The following is an 18,416-nucleotide window of genomic DNA, read 5'->3' as shown; positions in this document are numbered from 1 at the left end:
ACTAATAATACCCTGTGACAAAGCCTTTGGGTGCAGACGGGTCTTATTTTTTTTTTGCTTTAGCAAGATCTGTGTACGTATAAGGGGTTTGGCGCAAAAACATATTACTGCCGATCACGAAAGGGAAGGGAAAGTAAACAAAAAAGCGACCTCTTTGTAGAGATCGCCTTTTTGTTATAAATCTTTAACTATTCTTTGCAGCATCTTTGATGATATTGCTGTTATTATTGATCTCGTTGACATTTTCAAGACCATTCTTGTCTGCCTTGTTGGCATTTGCGAGCTGTGCCTCTGCTGCGAGTGCCTTTTTAGCGGCTGCGAGCTTGTCAATAAGCGGCTTGCCGCCGTTTGTTGTGGCTGCTGTGATTATTTCATCGGGGGTATTTGTATCCATCATGCGCTTAAAGTCGTCACGGACTTGCATCTCACCCTTTGCGAATAACACATTATTTGAAAATTCTTCCTTATCAAAATCATCTGTAACGCCTGCCTGAGCATTTGTCTGATAAAGGCTGTTTACCATGTGTAACGCCAATACAGCCGCCGTATTGTTTACCAATGTCTTGTTATCGCTTGCTTTTTCCTTATTGAATTCTATGAATGAATTTCTGCTGTCACGAACATTGATCTTACAGTATATCCTGCTTTATCTTATCATATTCCTTGTTTATCTTCTGCTGTACCACATTGTTTTCTGGCTTGGTTTCTTTAGTTACATTCATTTTTTCCTTTAAGGTCTCATACTCTGCGATAGTATCGCCTATGTATGTCTTTGCAAGGTCAATAATGGTATCGGCAGCCCTCCATCTTGCCTGCCCCATGTTTGAGCCGGGAATATAGCTCTTGTCATAAGGGTCTTTTTTAGCCTCAATGCGCTTTGCCCTTTTGAATGCCTCAGCAGCAGTATATGCCTCAAAAAGCTGCCTTTTGAACAGCTCGTTCTCCATAAGGTTATCATGTGTATCCTGTGCAGTGTTTACTGTAGTGATAACTGCGGCAGCCTTTTCTTTAAGTATGCTTATCTCGTCCGAATCCTGATGCCCGCGCTGATAGAAAGCAGGTGCTGTATTTATATCCGTTTTATAATTACGCAGCTTGTTCATAATGGCTGTACTTACTTTTTGTGCCTCCTGCTGTTCAAGCTGTAATCTCTGCTGTTCAAGCTGCTCTTTCTGCTCGATCCTTTGCTGTATCCTCTTCTGTTCCTGCCTGAGCCTCTTCTGTTCTTCCTTCTGCCTGCGCTGTGCTATCTTTTCTTCATCAACAAGGTCATCAAAGGTCGGCAGATCTCCTCTGATCTCATGCTCCTTAAACTTGCCGCCGATTTTTTCCTCATTCTTGAGCTTGCCGAGGCCGTAGTAATTCTCCTTTTCCTTCTCTACTTCCTCGGCGGTTATCAGCTTTTTTGCATTTTTGATCTCTATCGGAGCATCTTTTGCCTTTGCATTTTTATCCCACTTTACAGCATTGTATGCTTTTGTCAGCTCTTTTATTAAAGCATACTTATGCGCCTTCGGGAACTTTTCGTCGATCTTTGTATTCCACAGCTTGTCATAAAAAGCCATAAGGGGCTTTTTATCGGTCACCTTCGCAGTCGTAATATGTGTTGCATCATACAGGGCAGATGTCTCTCTGTGCTCTTTTTGGTCTAACCAGCCGTTTTCTTTTAGCCTTTTGTTAAACTGCTCTTTTTCCTTATTGTAATTACGAAATACGTCGCAGAGATATCTTTTCGCTTTGAAGTACTCGTCATTCTTGTATATTTCAATTATTTTTTTTTCAGCCAGTGCGACACCTTCATCAATAAGCTCATTCATCTGCTTTTGTTCAGCGCCTTTTTCAAGCTTTGTGCTTTTTAGCTTTTCAAAAAATTCATTTACGCCGTCTGTTGTTTCTGTCAACTTTCTGTGTATGGACTTTACAAGTATTCTGTAGAACTTATCGGCTGCCAGATCCGCCTCCGGCCAGCCGTTTTTCGCAAGAATTTTAACAAGTTCTGCCTGTTCCTTAGCCTCACGATCTTTCAGCGCCTTCTCTTCGGCTGCTTTCTTAGCTTCCTTGATGCTTCTTTCCTTATTCTTTTTTTCAATTGCTTCATATTCCTTGCAGGCCTTGTCTATCTCCTCACGGGTCGGGTCTTCCTTTACCTTATTTTTAAATACACGCATTGCTACAGAATTTAACGAAACAAGATATTTTGTCTTGACATATGTGGAAAATGCTTCATTCACCTCGGTGAGCATCTGCTTGCGCACAGCAGGATCCCTTGCATCTGTAGAAAGAAACTTTTCATACATTGCAACTAACTTTTCATCATTTGTTTGTTTTGCCATCTTATACAGATATCCTACTATAACGCTGTCTTGCTTTAATGCCCAGCCGTTTTTAGTTGTTCTTCTTTCAAATTCTTTATCGCTGATTTTTTCATGCGTATTAAAGAATTTATCCTCTTCGGCCTTTAGACTATCTTTTACGAATTAATCCTGCGCCTTTTCAAGTGCAGATTTGAAGCCTTTCGGATCATTAGCGTGGTTTATGATATGCTCGTCAGTCAGGTCATCATACATCTTATCAAATACACCGTGTTTGGTTATAGGCTTTTTCCAGTAGCTGTCAAGTTCTTTAATGGAAGTAATATCACGGTCGTCGCCGTTTGCAACGGCATAATTATTGTAAGCCAAAAGCTCTATAAAAAGCCCTTTCTTATCATTTTTACCCGGTGTGTTTGCTATCTGCTCACGCAATTCCTGTAATCTTTCTTTTACAGTCATGGTTTATTCCACCTAATATTTTATTTGGGTTTTCCGATAGTAATACCCCCGAAAAGCTCATTTGGGTGCAAAAAAAAGCCTGCATTATCCTGAGCTCCGGAAAATGGAAAATACAGGCTGTTTATTTAAGCGGAGGTTACTTGTGAAGGCAGTTTAGTATATACCTTGAAATTCTGTTGAGTATGATCGCATAGCATATAGTTGCCATAATTGCTAGAATAATGTTTATTGCTATAATAGATGTCAGATCACGCATAGATAGAACACCTGCTAAAAACATAAAGTGACATATGTATATTTCATAGGAATACTTGTCAAGTGTTTTGCAAATGTTGTATAGCTTGTCCGAAAGAGAATCAAATCTTGTAAGCAGCTTGTATATTGTGAAGAATAGCCAAAATCCAAGTATACAGTGGGAATAAGGTATTACTGTTTGGTCATATATGATCTTAATATTGCCTCCGTTTAAGTCGGCATAATGCTTGATGATCAATCTTGCTGCTGATGCAGATATCATCGCTAAAGAAAGACTGTGGTAGAAACTTGGGCATGGCCTAAAACTCCCGAAACCGTGGTGGGGTCGATACCTGCACCGATAAGTAAGCTGGTATGCAAGTGTCTGAATTGGTGAATTCCATAAAATGGGAAGCTGTGTTCCTCACAAAACTCCTTCAGCCAGCCATAAGGTGATTGAAGATTCATAGGTCGCCCATCCCACTTTGTAAACAGGCGGTCAGTTTCGTTCCACTTGCTGCCGAGTCGCCTGATCTCACTATCCTGCCATTCTCTGTATTCTTTCAAAACGTCTATCACATTCATCGGAACTTTTATGAAACGCACCGAGCTTTCGGTCTTGGGGGTATCGGTGTAGATTTCCCTTGCCTTTGTATAATTCGACGTCCGCTCAATGTGGATAACTCCAGTTTGAAGATCAATGTCGTGCCATTCAAGGCTTAACATTTCACCCCGACGCATACCGCTGTAAATTATCAGCGTGAAAAACGCTTTCCATTTGATCGTTGCGTGCTCGTCAAGCAGCGTAAAGAAATGCTGTGTTTCCTCCATTGTAAGAATATGCCGCTTTTTCTTGCTGCCCTTCGGGACGGTCACTCTCCTGCACGGATTGTCCGACAGCATATCCATTCTTATACCATAGTCGAGCACCGTCGATATGAACGACAAGTAATGCACCATTGTTTTGTGTGACAGCGGCTTGCCTGTATGCTCGTTTACTCCTTCCCCGGCAAGGCTGTTGATGAATTTCTGGATATCCCTTGCGGTCAGCTTGTCGATGCGGATATGACCTATCGCCTTATAGACACGTTTGGTCAGTTGGCGTTGTCTGGTGCATGTAGTGCTTTTCAGATTGAGCTTTGCATACTGCTCGAACCACTCCTCCGACAGTACCTCAAATTTGACCGCCGAAGCGACCTGTCCATGACCGCACTCCTCCTCAAAAAGAATCGCCTGCCTCTACAATTCCTTTTCGATCTGCTTGGGCGTCATATCAGGCTCGGGAGTCCATGTCATTCGATGCACTACCTGTGTTCCGTCAACCTTGTAACCGCAGGATACCTTGATCCTGTAACTGTTTCCTCTTTTTTCAATTGATGCCATGTGGCTACCTCCTTTCGGAGACCATTGGCGTATTTCTGCACTTTTATTATATTACTTTTACGATTTAAAGTCAAGATACGCTGCTGGTCTCCTGTTCTGTTTATCTTTTTAGTTTCTTTCTGTGTGGCTGCTTTTTCTGCTCCTTCTCCCTGCGGAGTTTTTCTTCCTCTGCCAGCTTGGAGATATAATCACCCATATTGATCAATTGACTTTCTCCTAAGTTTTTATTGTGTATCTAAATCATATCACAACAGGGAAGAATAGTCAAATACCATGTACTTTTTGCTGTACAACAAAGCGTACAGCATATAATCATAACTTACTGTGAAATGATCGAAACTATTATCAACAGAGAGTAAAGGACGATAGAAAAGTGTGTCACATGACACACTTTTAGGGCAGACAGATGTGCCGCACAAGCACGTCTGTCTGCTTATTCTTATGTATGTCTTCAACACGGGTGTAAGAGGCGTATACCCGAAGAGCCTGTTATTTAAGGCAACACCGCACAACCAACGGCTTACGCCTTTGTATGCCATATGCTTGAAAATTTTCCGTCATATCGCCCAAATCCACCTTGTCTTACGCCAGTAAAACTGCGGCGGATATAGGCAATCTGACGAAAAATTTGTCAGCGCATCTGACATACAATGGTCGTGCGGTATTGCCTTAAAGTTGCACATTTTGTTTAATGTGCATAAAATGCGGCTTTAATTTAGGAATTATTCACAAAACATAAATAGCCCTGTAGCATTTAATGGACATTTAATGGACAAATAATGTTATAATAAGTTGAAAAAGTATCATAAAAATAAGTAATTATGCCCTGAGATCGGGACATGATGATCACTTTGTGAAAGGAGCAGTAACGATGTTTGAAACGGAATTCAACTTTACTTTACCCAAGGGCTATATGGATATGAACGGAAATCTGCACCGCGAGGGCGTTATGAGACTGGCCAATGCAGGCGATGAGATAATACCGCTCAAGGATCCGAGAGTGCAGCAAAACCCCGGCTATCTTACTATTATAATACTGTCAAGGGTCATCAAGAGCCTCGGAACTCTACCCGCGGTTGACACACGTGTGGTAGAGGGGCTTTTCACCATAGATCTTGCATACCTTCAGGATCTTTATTCAAAGATAAATACAATGGAGATGCCCGTGTATAAATCGGTGTGTCCTCACTGCGGGCAACCTATCGAGATACCAGTAAATTTTCTGGAAGCCGGAGAATAGTAACATATCCGGCAGACAAGATATATGAAGAAATGGCGTTCATCGGTTACTATATGCACTGGCAGAACAGCGAGATAGCGCGTTTCAGCCATAAAGAGCGTCAGCGCTGGTGCAAGGAGATATCCCGCATCAACAGCAAGCTCAACGATGAACCGGAGAATATTTTCAACATCTGATGATAAAGGGCGGTGAGTGTTACTGTGGGCGTTTCCTCCGCAAAGGATTTTATACCCGGCTATTCTTTTACGGTGAATCTTGACGGGTTCAATTACAGCTTCAGCAGAGTCTCAAATCTTGCAGGCTCGTGCGAGATAGAGACTATTGTCGAGGGCGGCAGCAACGAGTCCCCCGTGATACTCAGAAAGCCAAAACGCACTCCCGATTTTCTATTGTTTGAGCGAGGTCTTCATTCTACGCTTACCGACACGGCGTTTTCTTTTTTTTCGGTAGGCAAGAAGATAGATGCTATAACCATTTCGGTAAAGAAAAACGGCAGCATTGTTAGAATGTTTTTTGCATCGGGCGGTATAATCGTTGAGCGGGAATTCTCGTCCCTCGATGCTTTGGAAAGCACGGTAATGGTTCAGACTCTCAAGATCGCGCACACGGGTCTGACCGAGGTTGCTTTGCCCTTTAGCCTTTAAGCTGTGAGGTGATACTATGGAGCGTATGACAGCACGAAACATTGCGATAATATCACCTATGAGGCAGCGGTTCTATGCGCTCTCCGGCGCAAGCTCATTCGCTGCGGGGATAATTGAAAAATACAGCGGCACCGAGCCTTTCCCGATAAGCGGCGATGCGCTGGTGTTTTTAAATGCGCTCGACAGCAGGCTCTCAGAGGAGCAGGCTGTGCGGCATGATGTTGCATATACCCTTCGTTTGCTGATAATACACAGGCTGCTTGTCGACGGCAGGCTCACAGACCCCACGGTGGGCAAGAGCTATGCCGCGGCGGTTTCACGTGACATCGAGCACCGTATCGAGCGTCTGCGTATGACCGACAACAACGCATATATAAGGATAAACGAGGCAAAGACTTTTATTGAGAGCTCCGCTGATTTTGACGGCGAGCTTATTTTAACAAGGCTTGACAACGGCGACGGCAGCATTTATTCATTTGTTGATACGCAGACTGTCAGCGAGCGTTTCTTTGGCTTGCAAAGCGAGGGTCATGCTTATTCGGGCATATACGAGCATACCTCTTCGCCCGAACTCGTTTATAAAAAGGAAGTCGGCGCGGACGCCCCGCAGCCCGATGATTTTTTGCCGCCTGCGGTGTCGAATATTGTCGACGGTAATGTAAATACCGATATCGCAGAGTATACCTACAACGCCGAAAGCCTCACCTACAACACCGAGAACACAGAGCAGAATATCACCGATAATTTGTCGGCAACATATGTCACAAACTCGGCTGATACAACAGTCACACATAAGGGTGATTCGACTGTTAATAACGTGTCGGAAAGCGTCACAAACACAGCCGACACGGAGTACAATTATAACAGCGAAAACCTCACCTACAAAACCGAAACAAACGAGCAGAATATCACCGATAATTCATCGTCAACATCTGTTATAAATTCGGCTAATACAGAAGTCACACACGAGGGTGATTCGACTGTTAATAACGTCTCTGAAAGTGTCATTAACACCGCCGATACGGAGTACAATTACAACAGCGAGAACCTCACCTACAAGACCGAGAACAACGAGCAGAATTATACCGATAATTCATCGGCAACATCTGTTACAAATACCGCAAATACAGAAGTTACACACGAGGGTGATTCGGTTGTTAATAACGTGTCGGAAAGCGTTGTCAACACCGCTGATGCAGAGTACAATTACAACAGCGAAAACCTCACCTACAAGACCGAGAATACAGAGCAGACAATCACTGATAATTCGTCGGCAACATCTGTTACAAATACTGCAAATATAGAAGTCACACACGAGGGTGATTCGACTGTTAATAACGTCTCTGAAAGTGTCATTAACACCGCCGATACGGAGTACAATTACAACAGCGAGAACCTCACCTACAAAACCGAAACAAGCGAGCAGAATATCGCCGATAATTCATCGGCAACATCTGTTACAAATACCGCAAATACAGAAGTTACACACGAGGGTGATTCGATTGTTAATAACGTGTCGGAAAGTGTCGTAAACACCGCAGATACAGAGTACAATTACAACAGCGAAAACCTCACCTACAAGACCGAGAACACCGAGCAGAATATCGCCGATAATTCGTCGGCAACATATGTCACAAACTCGGCTGATACAACAGTCACACACGAGGGTGATTCGACTGTTAATAACGTGTCGGAAAGCGTTGTCAACACCGCTGATACGGAGTACAATTACAACAGCGAAAACCTCACCTACAAAACCGAAACAAACGAGCAGAATATCGCCGACAATTCGTCGGCAACATATGTCACAAACTCGGCTGATACAACAGTCACACATAAGGGTGATTCGACTGTTAATAACGTGTCGGAAAGCGTTGTAAACACCGCAGATACAGAGTACAATTACAACACCGAAAACCTCACCTACAAGACCGAGAACAACGAGCAGAATTATACCGATAATTCATCGTCAACATCTGTTATAAACTCGGCTGATACAACAGTTACACACGAGGGTGATTCGACTGTTAATAAAGTGTCGGAAAGCGTTGTCAACACCGCCGACACAGAGTACAATTACAACAGCGAAAACCTCACCTACAAAACCGAAACAAGCGAGCAGAATATCACCGATAATTCATCGGCAACATATGTCACAAACTCGGCTGATACAACAGTCACACATAAGGGCGATTCGACTGTTAATAACGTGTCGGAAAGTGTTGTTAACACAGCCGACACGGAGCACAATTACAACGCCGAAAGCCTCACCTACAACACCGAGAACACAGAGCAGAATATCTCCGATAATTCGTCGGCAACATATGTCACAAACTCGGCTGATACAACAGTCACACACGAGGGTGATTCGACTGTTAATAACGTGTCGGAAAGCGTTGTAAACACAGCTGATACGGAGTACAATTACAATAGCGAAAACCTCACCTACAAAACCGAAACAAACGAGCAGAATATCGCCGATAATTCGTCGGCAACATATGTCACAAACTCGGCTGATACAACAGTTACACATAAGGGTGATTCGGTTGTTAATAACGTGTCGGAAAGCGTTGTAAACACCGCCGATACGGAGTACAATTATAAAAGCGAAAATCTCACTTACAAGACCGAAACAAACGAGCAGAATTATACCGATAATTCGTCGGCAACATATGTTACAAACTCGGCTGATACAACAGTCACACACGAGGGCGATTCGACTGTTAATAACGTGTCGGAAAGCGTTGTAAACACAGCAGATACAGAGTACAATTACAACAGCGAAAATCTCACTTACAAGACCGAAAACACAGAGCAGAATATCGCCGATAATTCGTCGGCAACATCTGTTACAAATACATCAAATACAGAAGTCACGCACGAGGGTGATTTGACTGTTAATAACGTGTCGGAAAGCGTTGTCAACACCGCAGATACAGAGTACAATTACAACAGCGAAAACCTCACTTACAAGACCGAAAACACAGAGCAGAATATCGCCGATAATTCGTCGGCAACATATGTCACAAACTCGGCTGATACAACAGTCACACACGAGGGTGATTTGACTGTTAATAACGTGTTGGAAAGCGTTGTCAACACCGCCGACGCGGAGTACAATTTCAACAGCGAAAACCTCACCTACAACACCGAAAACCCGAACTACAAGGTTGAAGGCGTCGGTAATGCCGAGAGGGCGGGCGGGCTTGCAGAGCTTGGGCTGCTTATCATGAATACCTTCCTTTCGGGCGGTGCGGAGTATATGTCCGGGATCGGGGAAAGGTATGTCCACAGGCTAAGACCTTTGGCGAAAGCGGTGCAGGAGCGGCCTCGCAACAGTAATAGCCTTGCTGCGGTATCAATGCTTGAAAGGCTGCTTGATGAGGGCGCCGAGCTGACGCCCGATGAGCGCAGGATATACGACACGGCCGTTACAAAGGTCTATCTTGAAAGTCACAAGCACGGGGAGACCGCTCCCGATAAAATGCTTGAAAAAATGAGTATAGCCGAAAGGACAAAGGCTCTTTCGCTTATGATACGCAGCGTTACAGACCAAGCGCAGTCCGGCGGCACGGCTCACACGAGTGCCAAAGACCGCTACATGACCGAGCGCATAAGCTCGGCGATAGCAAATGTCATTTTGGCTGTCAACGAAAAAAAATCTGTCACAGAGGCTGTCGGGCAGCGGCTGATCACTTTTGTTTCTGGCAAAAATATCGGCGAGGTCAAAGCTTTTGTGAGCGACCCGAAAATGCAGGACGAGCTTTCTGCGCAGCTTGCCGAGCTGTATTTCACGGCTGTTGGCGGCGAACAGAGGGGTATTCTTCATAGGGTCATACAGACGGCAAATATGCGCGGCCCGATGATGAAAGAATCAGCCGTGCTGCAATCGGGGCTTTCTCTCCCTTCCGCAAAAGTGCGCGGTGTGCATAATGTTGGTACATTTGGTATAGCGCCCCCCGAAACTGCTATTGAACCAAAGCGCATTGAAACGGGCGGTAATAATGCGGATAGTATTATCATTGATGATGAGCGCGGCACAGATGCTGCGCCCGCTGCGGCTGTCCCCACGGTGCATAGGGCGGCTTATCACCTTGAAACTGTAAGAGAACTGCTTGAACGGTTCACCGAGCAAAAGTCCGCGCAGTCGGGCGATGTATACAACACATCAAATAATACTCTGACGGCCTACACCCAACCGACCTATCAGACGCTGATAGAAAGCATGGGTCTTGTGCCGCTGAGCAGAAATGTCATAAACAACCTTAGCATCAGCCTGTTAAATAACAAATATCACCCGACTTCACAGAGCGAAGATAAAGTACTGCCCGCACCCGAAATGCAAATGCGACAAGCGGGCGAAAGGGTCATACTAAATGAACTGCTTGAACGGTTCACCGAGCAAAAGCCGGCGCAGTCGGGCGATGTATACAACACATCAAATAATACTCTGACAACCCACACCCGACCGACCTATCAGACGCTGATAGAAAGCATGGGTCTTGTGCCTCCGAGCAGGAGCATTTTAAATAACCTTAGCATCAGTCTGTTAAACGGCAAAAATCACCCGACTTCACAGAGTGAAGAAAAAGCACTGCCAGCGCCCGAAATGCAAATGCGAGAAGCGGGCGAAAGGGTCATACTAAATGAACTGCTTGAAAGGATTACCGAGCAAAAGTCGGCGCAGTCGGGTGACATATACAGCACATCAAATAATACTCTGACGGCCTACACCCGACCGACCTATCAGACGCTGATAGAAAGCATGGGTCTTGTGCCGCTGAGCAGAAATGTCATAAACAACCTTAGCATCAGTCTGTTAAATAACAAATATCACCCGACTTTACAGAGTGAAGATAAAGCACTGCCAGCGCCCGAAATGCAAATGCGAGAAGCGGGCGAAAGGGTCATACTAAACGAGCTGCTTGAAAGAATTACCGAGCAAAAGTCGGCGCAGTCGGGCGATGTATACAGCACATCAAATTATACTCTGACGGCCTACACCCGACCGACCTATCAGATGCTGATAGAAAGCATGGGTCTTGTGCCGCTGAGCAGGAATGTCATAAATAACCTTAGCATCAGCCTGTTAAACAGCAAAAATCACCCGACTTCACAGATTGAAGATAAAGCACTGCCAGCGCCCGAAATGCAAATGCGAGAAGCGGGCGAAAGGGTCATACTAAATGAACTGCTTGAAAGGATTACCGAGCAAAAGTCGGCGCAGTCGGGTGACATATACAGCACATCAAATAATACTCTGACGGCCTACACCCGACCGACCTATCAGATGCTGATAGAAAGCATGGGTCTTGTGCCGCTGAGCAGAAATGTCATAAACAACCTTAGCATCAGCCTGTTAAATAACAAATATCACCCGACTTCACAGAGCGAAGATAAAGTACTGCCCGCACCCGAAATGCAAATGCGACAAGCGGGCGAAAGGGTCATACTAAATGAACTGCTTGAACGGTTCACCGAGCAAAAGCCGGCGCAGTCGGGCGATGTATACAACACATCAAATAATACTCTGACAACCCACACCCGACCGACCTATCAGACGCTGATAGAAAGCATGGGTCTTGTGCCCGCAGCAAAGAATATCATCGGGCGCAAAAGCATAAGCATACTTAACGGCAAAACGCTGACAGCGCCCCGCACAGATGAGGGAAGGGTGGATATGATAAAGCCCGATGCCGTACACGATACGGTCACGCTGCATTACCGTGAGCCTGCGGCGGCAAATGCCCACGACATAAGCACAGCCCCGCCTCATCAGCCCACTCAGGCTGAGCTTGAGAGGCAGTTCGGCAACCTCATAGAGGGTGCAAGCGCAGGACTGACACCGAGTTTTGATATGGGCACACGCGGGATAGGCGATGCTATGGCGGCCATAGAGCGCACCGAGGAAAAGGTGCAGCAAAACACCAAAATGATAGAGCAGCTGCTCGAAAAGCAGCGTGTAATGGAAACACAGACACTCAGATCGTCAGATATGGACAGCATATCCGAGGAAATGATAAGAAAACTGCGCAGCAGGCTTCGCTTTGACAGATCGAGGTTCTCGCAGTAAGAAAGGGGTATCGTAATGGGTCTTACCAGCACACTTTCAAATATCGGCAGCAAGATAGCGGGCAAGTTCGCAAGCGCTAAGGCTATGATAGTCATAGCGGGCGGGAATGTCGAGCAGATACCCGTTCAGTTCAACCCCTCGGATTACAGGATAACCAACAGGAGCAACTTTACCGAAAAAGAACGCCGACAAGAAAACGAGCCGACCAGTGTGTTCAAGGGCAAACCCTTTGATACGCTCAATGTTAAGCTCTATTTTGACTGCGACGAGCCGACATCGGTCTCGTCTATGTTAACGGGAGCTGTGAGTGCTATAATGGGCGGCGAGGATAAGGATATCACCAAGACGATAAATAAGATAACCTCGCTCACCGTGATAGACGGCGATAAGCATAAGCCCCCGAATGCGGCGTTCGTGTGGGGCACTACACAGTTTGTCGGGTTTGCCGAAAGCGTAGTGGTGTCATACACTATGTTTGACAAAACGGGTAAGCCGCTGCGTGCAGTCGTCGATCTGACGATGAGGGGCACAAGCGGCAATGCATCACAGAAGAAAAGCCCCCTGATGTCACCCGACCGTACAAAGGCAAGGGTGATGTCGGAAGATAACAATATCTGGAATATAGCCAAAAACGAATACGGCGATGTGCGCGAGTGGCGCAGGATAGCAGACGCAAACGGCATAATGAACCCTCTCGACATACCCGTGGGCGAGATGCTCAGAGTGCCTTCCATTGACGAATAAAAGATAACGGCGGTGATCCCTTATGGCCGATCTGATGACGGCTACGGCAAAGTATTCCTCGCTTGAAAACAAGTACGGCAATTTCATAGTTCCCGCCTTCAAGATAAAATCAAGCGGCAGCGATCTTATCGCAAAAAACAAGCTGACCGTCACCGAGCTTACAGTCACTCTGTCGCTCGAGTGTGCGGGAATGGTAATAATAAAGATAGCAGACGTTTATGACATTGAGAAGCACAGCTTTGACAGCAAGGTAAAGGGGCTTTTCAAGCTCGGAACTGTCATAGAGATAGAGCTTGGCTACCTTTCAGCTACAACGCCTGTGTTCAAGGGCTATGTGGCGGGCATAGGCTGCGAGATATACGATGAGCCGATGCTTGTGGTAAAGCTTATGGACGCAAGGAAACTGATGATGACAAACGGCATCAGAAAGCAGCTTTACGAGGATAAGAACTATTCGGACATATTTAAAAAGGTCATGGGCAGGTACTCAAAGCTTTGCAGTATAGAGGCCGAGGCAACGACTGATAATCTGACTGCCCCCGTTTCACAAAGCACAAATGACTATAACTTTGTCAGAAACGAGCTGCTCGGGCACGGCAAGTCTGAAAGGGAATTTTTTATCCTTTACGATAAGGCGTATTTCAGAAAGCCCTGCAAGAACAAGACGCCCATCATGACCGTGAACCTCGGCAGGGAGCTTATGAGACTGAGCACTATGGCTGATTATCTCGACACAGAGATAAACGTGATAGGCTATGATCCTGTTAACAGTAAGGCCGTATCCTCAAAGACAAAGGCCAAGACGACTGTGAGCAGCACCCCGGTTATGACACCCTCGCAGCAGCAGTTTTTTATAGATGCCGATGCCGACAGCGAGGAGAAGGCAAAGATAAGAGCTGCGGCCATAGCTGAGAAAATGCTGCAAAACAGCTACTACGCAGAGGGCGAGCTGATAGGCCTGCCGGAGATAGTTCCGGGACGGTTTTTACAGGTGGAGAATGTTGACAAGCTTGCGGATAACAAGTATTATCTTAGCGAGGTCACGCACCGCATAAACAGTTCGGGCTTTATCACATCATTTGAGGCGAGAGGATGGGAATAGAATGAGCCTTTTCGGAGATATGGCGGGCTTTGCCCCGGGTGCATCGTCAAGCGGCATAATAAGCGGCGTAGTTACCGGCACGGTAAAGGAAAACTATGATAAGGACAACCCCGGCAGGGTGAAGGTAGAGCTTTTCCTCGGCGAGGACGGAACGAATGTCACCGGCTGGATACCTGTGATGACACCCTATGCGGGAAATAAATACGGCGGCTATGCGCTGCCCGAGATAGGCGATGAGGTGGTTGTCGCATTCAGAATGGGCGACAGGAACTGCCCCATAGTCATAGGCAGCCTGTGGAGCGGCAAGAACGCTCAGCCCGAGGGCGCTGTCGAGGAAAAGAACATGATAAAGCGCTTTGTCACCAAGGCGGGTAACGAGGTGCTCATAAACGATACTGCCGACAAGCAGAAGATAGAGATAAAGACTGCCAAGGGCAAGACAATAGTTTTGGACGAAGAAAACGATAATATGATAATACAGGACAAGGATAAGAAAAACCTTGTCAAGATAGACTCAAAGGCGGGAGAGATAACTATAAAGGCCGAAAAGAAGATAACACTTGATGCAGGCGGCGTTAAGGGTACCTTTGACGGCAGCGGAAAGAAGCTTTCTATGCAGGGGGGCACCGTTGAGCTGAAGGCAGATCAGACGCTCAAAACAAACGGCGCCACCACCAAGATAGAGGGCGCAAACATTGATATAAAGGCAAATGCCACCATAAAGGCTCAGTCGAGTGCAGTATGTGAGCTTAAGGGTGCGCTCGTGAAGATCAACGGATAAAAGGCAGGTGCGGCGTAATGTATGATAAGAGCTTTCTCGGAACGGGCTTTAAGTTCCCCGTGAGCGTAGACCCGAATACCGGCAGAGTGCGCACATCCTCAAATGAGGAGGATATAAGCGAATCGGTGCGCCTGATACTCGGCACAGCCCCCGGTGAGCGTCCGATGATGCCCGAGTTTGGGTGCGCTATAAACTCATTCGCTTTCAGCGGCTCGGATTATACCACGCTTATGATGATGAAGCGCGAGGTCGAGAATGCGCTTATAATGTGGGAGCCGCGCATAAAGGACATAAACGCTGAGGTGGCCTTTGCACCCGACGATAACGGCAAGCTGATAATAAATGTAAGCTATGTGGTAAGGTCAACAAATAACCCTTTCAACCTCGTCTATCCCTTCTATATAAACGAGGGCTACGGCGATACGGAAAGATAAGAGCATATAACAGCAGCGAAAAGAGGTGAGAGACGTGGCAAAGGTAGATGACCGCAGCAAAGAGGATATTATCGCACAGATAAGGGAGCGTGCCAAAAGCTATACCCCCGAGTGGAGCATAGACACGGAAAACCCCGATATAGCCGCGGCTCTTGCACTTGTTTATGCCGAGATGCTCGCAGGCACGATAAAAAAGGTCAATAACACCCCCCTCAAAAACAAGATAGCATTTTTCAATATGATGAACGCATCACTTCTGCCCGCATCGCCCTCAGAGGGCTATGTGAGCTTTTCGCTGTCCTCCGACGATGTCGGGGAGACCGAGGTTGCAAAGGGCGCTGTGCTTTCGTCATATACGGCAGAGGGCGACACAATGCGCTTTGAGACCTGCGATGATATCCTTGTCTCTCCCGCAAAGATAGTCAAGGCCTTCTGCGTAGATGATGCAGGCTCGTTTATCGGCGAGTATGAAGGCTTCGGTGAGCAGAAAACAGTGCTCTTCGGGCTTCCGCGCGAAAATCTGCAAAAGCATATAATGTGCCTTTCTCACCCCTATGCCTTCGGCATAAGCTCTAAGGGGCAGATAGCGCTCAGGCTGTTTAACAGGGGCGGCACCGCCTCGGTGACTGACAGCATAAGGGCGCTTACCGAAGAGAGTACTGCAAGCATAGAGTATTACGGCGGCGAGAGGTCGGGGTATACCCCGTTTGACAGCGTGCGGGAAGAAAACGGCGAGCTTATACTGCAAAAGGGTGCAGACCGCCCGCCCGTGACCGCCGACGAGGAAGGTATCAGCATACGCATTAGTGTTAAGGATATGTCAAGGGTGCAGAGCCTGAGCTTTACGCATATGGAGGCCTTTCCCTCGGGTGATGCGATAGTTCCCGACAGCGTGCAGAACGGAAACGTAGAATACGATATAAATGAGTTTCACCCCTTCGGTGAGCGATTCGGGCTTTTTGACGAGGTGTATCTCGGCTCGTCCGAGGTGCTTTCTAAGTGCGGCGCAAAGATCACTGTGAGCTTTGATATGAGTATAGTCGAGGTGCCGATAGAAAATCAGATAGATGACGGCGGCATCAACTGGAAATGGGTCGCCAACAAAAAGGATTTTAAAGAGGCAGAGTCATATAAAATAGCGATAACGAGCGTCATCTGGGAGTATTTCAACGGCATAGGCTGGAGCAGGCTTTTCCAAGACAGCTATGCTGCCGATATTTTCAGCATAAAGGAAGGCGTTACGAGCTGCTTTAAAAGCATGACCTTCACCTGCCCCGATGACATCGCCGAGACCTTTGTGGGCGCAGGCTCGGGGTATTACATAAGAGCAAGGATACTCAAAGCCGAGAACCTTTACAAAAACAAGGGCTGGTATCTTTCGCCCCTTGTGCGCAATCTTTCCTTTGAGTATCATTATGAGGCTCACGGCTGCCGCATATCCGATATAACGGCATACAACAACATTTCGCAGCAGCGCTATGACCCTGTTTTTGCGGCGGAGGAGGGCTATGCGCCCTTCATACACAGCGGCTTTGGCGGCAGAACGGTGCTTTTCGGCTTTAACTCGCCGCCCGACAAGGGACCTATGCGCATACTTTGGGATATAGAGGAGGGCACCGCGTCGGCACGTCCAAAGCTTATCTGGACATATCTTACAGACAAGGGCTGGTGTCCTGTGAACATCGTTGATGAGACAGAGGGCTTTTCAAAGGCAGGCTCTACGGTGCTTTTGGATAATCACGGCTTTGCAAAGCGAACTCTCTTCGGCGAGGAGCTTTACTGGATAGCCGTATCAGACAAGGAGGATATGTACCGCAGCAAAAGAGCGGGTATGCCCGTGATCGACAGGATATATTTCAACACGGTCAGGGTCATAAATGTTGACAGCCATAACGAGGAATACTTTGCGATGAATATATACAGCGAGGACGCCGTGTTCACTCTTGCATCTGCGGGAGTACTGGAGCTTGAGCTGTATGTCAATGAGATAGACTCGATCAAGGAAACAGAGCTTTCGGAGCTTGAAAAGCTCGGCCGCATAATAAGAGTGAGCGGCAGCGGCGGCATTGACTCCGAGATATGGGTCAGGTGGGACGATGTAGGCTCATTTGCTGCAGAGAACAGCGCCTCGAGGAGCTATGTGCTTGACCGCAGCACGGGCAGGATAACCTTCGGCAACGGCCGCAAGGGCAGGATACCGCCCGTATCGGATATAAACAATATAAGGGTGATATACACAACAGGCGGCGGCGAGCGCACAAATATCCCGGCAGGCAAGATAGCGGGGCTTGAACGCTCCTACGGCTTTGTGTCCGAGACGGTCAATCCAAAGAGCTTTTACGGCGGGAGCGATACCGAGACGATACACGAGGCGATGAGAAGAAACGCCGTAATGCTTCGCACACAGGGCAAGGCCGTGACCGCCCGCGATCTTGAGAGCCTGACATTCAATGCGTCGAGAAACATCAAAAAGCTTAGATGCATAAGCGGCAGGAACGCCTCCGGCAGCAGGGAGAGCGGTGCAGTTACGCTTGTGGTGCTAAAGCGCGAGAACTCGGAGTTTGTCAGGATACGAAACGAGATAGCCGAGTATCTTAAGGACAGGCTCCCCGGGAATATAGTATCAAACGACAGGCTGTATATCACCGAGCCGACATTTGTGAAAATAAATGTCAGAGCCGAGATACAGACAAAGGATATAAACGGCATTTTCGAGCTCAGAAAGAACGCGCAGAAATGCTTGGAGGATTATTTTGCGGCGTTCTCGGGCACCGAGGGCGACAATCTCTGGCGGCTCGGCATGATACCCAACGAGCAGCAGATAAGGAGTGCGCTTATGCGCTTAAAGGATATAGTGCTCATACGCAGGCTTTATATAACCATGTATGTGCTTTCCGCAGGCGGCCAGAAGGAGATAGACAGTGATTCAGTAGCCGATTACAGCTACCTTCTTGCCCAAAGCGGCGAGCATGATATCTCGGTAACGGTAGTGTGAGCGGTGTTTGACATT

14 protein-coding genes are annotated in these 18,416 nt (G+C 46.9%); 9 read left to right on the top strand and 5 right to left on the bottom strand.

The features are described from left to right. Positions 1-184: 184 nt before the first annotated feature. The 5 genes from CD05_RS0108660 to CD05_RS20585 form a co-directional block, all read right to left on the bottom strand. Positions 185-523: a hypothetical protein gene (locus tag CD05_RS0108660; protein WP_028510179.1), complete on the bottom strand. Its 339-nt coding sequence runs from the start codon at positions 521-523 to the stop codon at positions 185-187. A gap of 106 nt (positions 524-629) precedes the next feature. Then, complete coding sequence (locus tag CD05_RS0108655) at positions 630-2,333, bottom strand: hypothetical protein (protein ID WP_028510178.1); 1,704 nt, start codon at positions 2,331-2,333, stop codon at positions 630-632. 144 nt (positions 2,334-2,477) lie between these two features. After that, entirely contained in the window at positions 2,478-2,771 is a 294-nt protein-coding gene (locus tag CD05_RS0108650) for a hypothetical protein (protein WP_028510177.1), read from the bottom strand. Positions 2,772-3,290: 519 nt separating this feature from the next. Then, positions 3,291-4,175: a site-specific integrase gene (locus CD05_RS18010; RefSeq protein ID WP_278244791.1), complete on the bottom strand. Its 885-nt coding sequence runs from the start codon at positions 4,173-4,175 to the stop codon at positions 3,291-3,293. 69 nt (positions 4,176-4,244) lie between these two features. Next, positions 4,245-4,388: a hypothetical protein gene (locus CD05_RS20585; protein ID WP_156947383.1), complete on the bottom strand. Its 144-nt coding sequence runs from the start codon at positions 4,386-4,388 to the stop codon at positions 4,245-4,247. A gap of 871 nt (positions 4,389-5,259) precedes the next feature. Between CD05_RS20585 and CD05_RS0108630 the strand changes: the two genes are divergently transcribed. From CD05_RS0108630 to CD05_RS0108590, 9 genes are read left to right on the top strand one after another with little or no spacing between them, the layout of a single operon-like run. Then, complete coding sequence (locus CD05_RS0108630) at positions 5,260-5,628, top strand: hypothetical protein (protein ID WP_028510175.1); 369 nt, start codon at positions 5,260-5,262, stop codon at positions 5,626-5,628. Further along, on the top strand, positions 5,568-5,804 hold the full coding sequence (locus CD05_RS21400) for a DUF6760 family protein (protein ID WP_347495173.1): 237 nt from the start codon (positions 5,568-5,570) through the stop codon (positions 5,802-5,804). Before CD05_RS0108630 ends, CD05_RS21400 begins: the two co-directional genes overlap by 61 nt. A 24-nt stretch (positions 5,805-5,828) precedes the next feature. Then, on the top strand, positions 5,829-6,272 hold the full coding sequence (locus CD05_RS0108620; protein ID WP_028510174.1) for a hypothetical protein: 444 nt from the start codon (positions 5,829-5,831) through the stop codon (positions 6,270-6,272). Between the two features lie 16 nt (positions 6,273-6,288). After that, positions 6,289-12,345, top strand: coding sequence for a hypothetical protein (locus CD05_RS0108615; protein ID WP_028510173.1), 6,057 nt, complete (start codon positions 6,289-6,291; stop codon positions 12,343-12,345). A 15-nt stretch (positions 12,346-12,360) separates the two neighbouring features. Then, the gene (locus CD05_RS19665) at positions 12,361-13,089 is read left to right on the top strand and encodes a hypothetical protein (protein WP_051588900.1); all 729 of its coding nucleotides are present in this window, start codon (positions 12,361-12,363) and stop codon (positions 13,087-13,089) included. A gap of 22 nt (positions 13,090-13,111) precedes the next feature. Continuing rightward, positions 13,112-14,191 (top strand): hypothetical protein, encoded by a 1,080-nt coding sequence (locus CD05_RS0108605; RefSeq protein WP_028510172.1) that lies wholly within the window; start codon positions 13,112-13,114, stop codon positions 14,189-14,191. Position 14,192: 1 nt separating this feature from the next. Then, positions 14,193-14,972 (top strand): phage baseplate assembly protein V, encoded by a 780-nt coding sequence (locus CD05_RS0108600; protein WP_028510171.1) that lies wholly within the window; start codon positions 14,193-14,195, stop codon positions 14,970-14,972. 17 nt (positions 14,973-14,989) lie between these two features. Next, a complete protein-coding gene (locus CD05_RS0108595; RefSeq protein ID WP_028510170.1) occupies positions 14,990-15,406 on the top strand; it encodes a GPW/gp25 family protein in 417 nt (138 codons plus the stop codon). A 34-nt stretch (positions 15,407-15,440) separates the two neighbouring features. After that, positions 15,441-18,401 carry a baseplate J/gp47 family protein gene (locus tag CD05_RS0108590; RefSeq protein ID WP_028510169.1) on the top strand — a complete coding sequence of 987 codons (2,961 nt, stop codon included), beginning with the start codon at positions 15,441-15,443 and terminating at the stop codon, positions 18,399-18,401. Positions 18,402-18,416 lie beyond the last annotated feature (15 nt).

The organism is Ruminococcus sp. NK3A76, assembly GCF_000686125.1.
Taxonomy (GTDB): domain Bacteria; phylum Bacillota; class Clostridia; order Oscillospirales; family Ruminococcaceae; genus NK3A76.
The sequence above is the reverse complement of the archived record's forward strand: the minus strand, read 5'-3'. Positions and strand labels throughout refer to the sequence as shown.

What these genes read in the sequence shown, in the direction of transcription:
- CD05_RS0108660 (WP_028510179.1), bottom strand. Translation starts at nt 523, where the DNA reads ATGGTAAACAGCCTTTATCAGACAAATGCTCAGGCAGGCGTTACAGAT.
- CD05_RS0108655 (WP_028510178.1), bottom strand. Translation starts at nt 2,333, where the DNA reads ATGGCAAAACAAACAAATGATGAAAAGTTAGTTGCAATGTATGAAAAG.
- CD05_RS0108650 (WP_028510177.1), bottom strand. Translation starts at nt 2,771, where the DNA reads ATGACTGTAAAAGAAAGATTACAGGAATTGCGTGAGCAGATAGCAAAC.
- CD05_RS20585 (WP_156947383.1), bottom strand. Translation starts at nt 4,388, where the DNA reads ATGGCATCAATTGAAAAAAGAGGAAACAGTTACAGGATCAAGGTATCC.
- CD05_RS0108630 (WP_028510175.1), top strand. Translation starts at nt 5,260, where the DNA reads ATGTTTGAAACGGAATTCAACTTTACTTTACCCAAGGGCTATATGGAT.
- CD05_RS0108615 (WP_028510173.1), top strand. Translation starts at nt 6,289, where the DNA reads ATGGAGCGTATGACAGCACGAAACATTGCGATAATATCACCTATGAGG.
- CD05_RS19665 (WP_051588900.1), top strand. Translation starts at nt 12,361, where the DNA reads ATGGGTCTTACCAGCACACTTTCAAATATCGGCAGCAAGATAGCGGGC.
- CD05_RS0108605 (WP_028510172.1), top strand. Translation starts at nt 13,112, where the DNA reads ATGGCCGATCTGATGACGGCTACGGCAAAGTATTCCTCGCTTGAAAAC.
- CD05_RS0108600 (WP_028510171.1), top strand. Translation starts at nt 14,193, where the DNA reads ATGAGCCTTTTCGGAGATATGGCGGGCTTTGCCCCGGGTGCATCGTCA.
- CD05_RS0108595 (WP_028510170.1), top strand. Translation starts at nt 14,990, where the DNA reads ATGTATGATAAGAGCTTTCTCGGAACGGGCTTTAAGTTCCCCGTGAGC.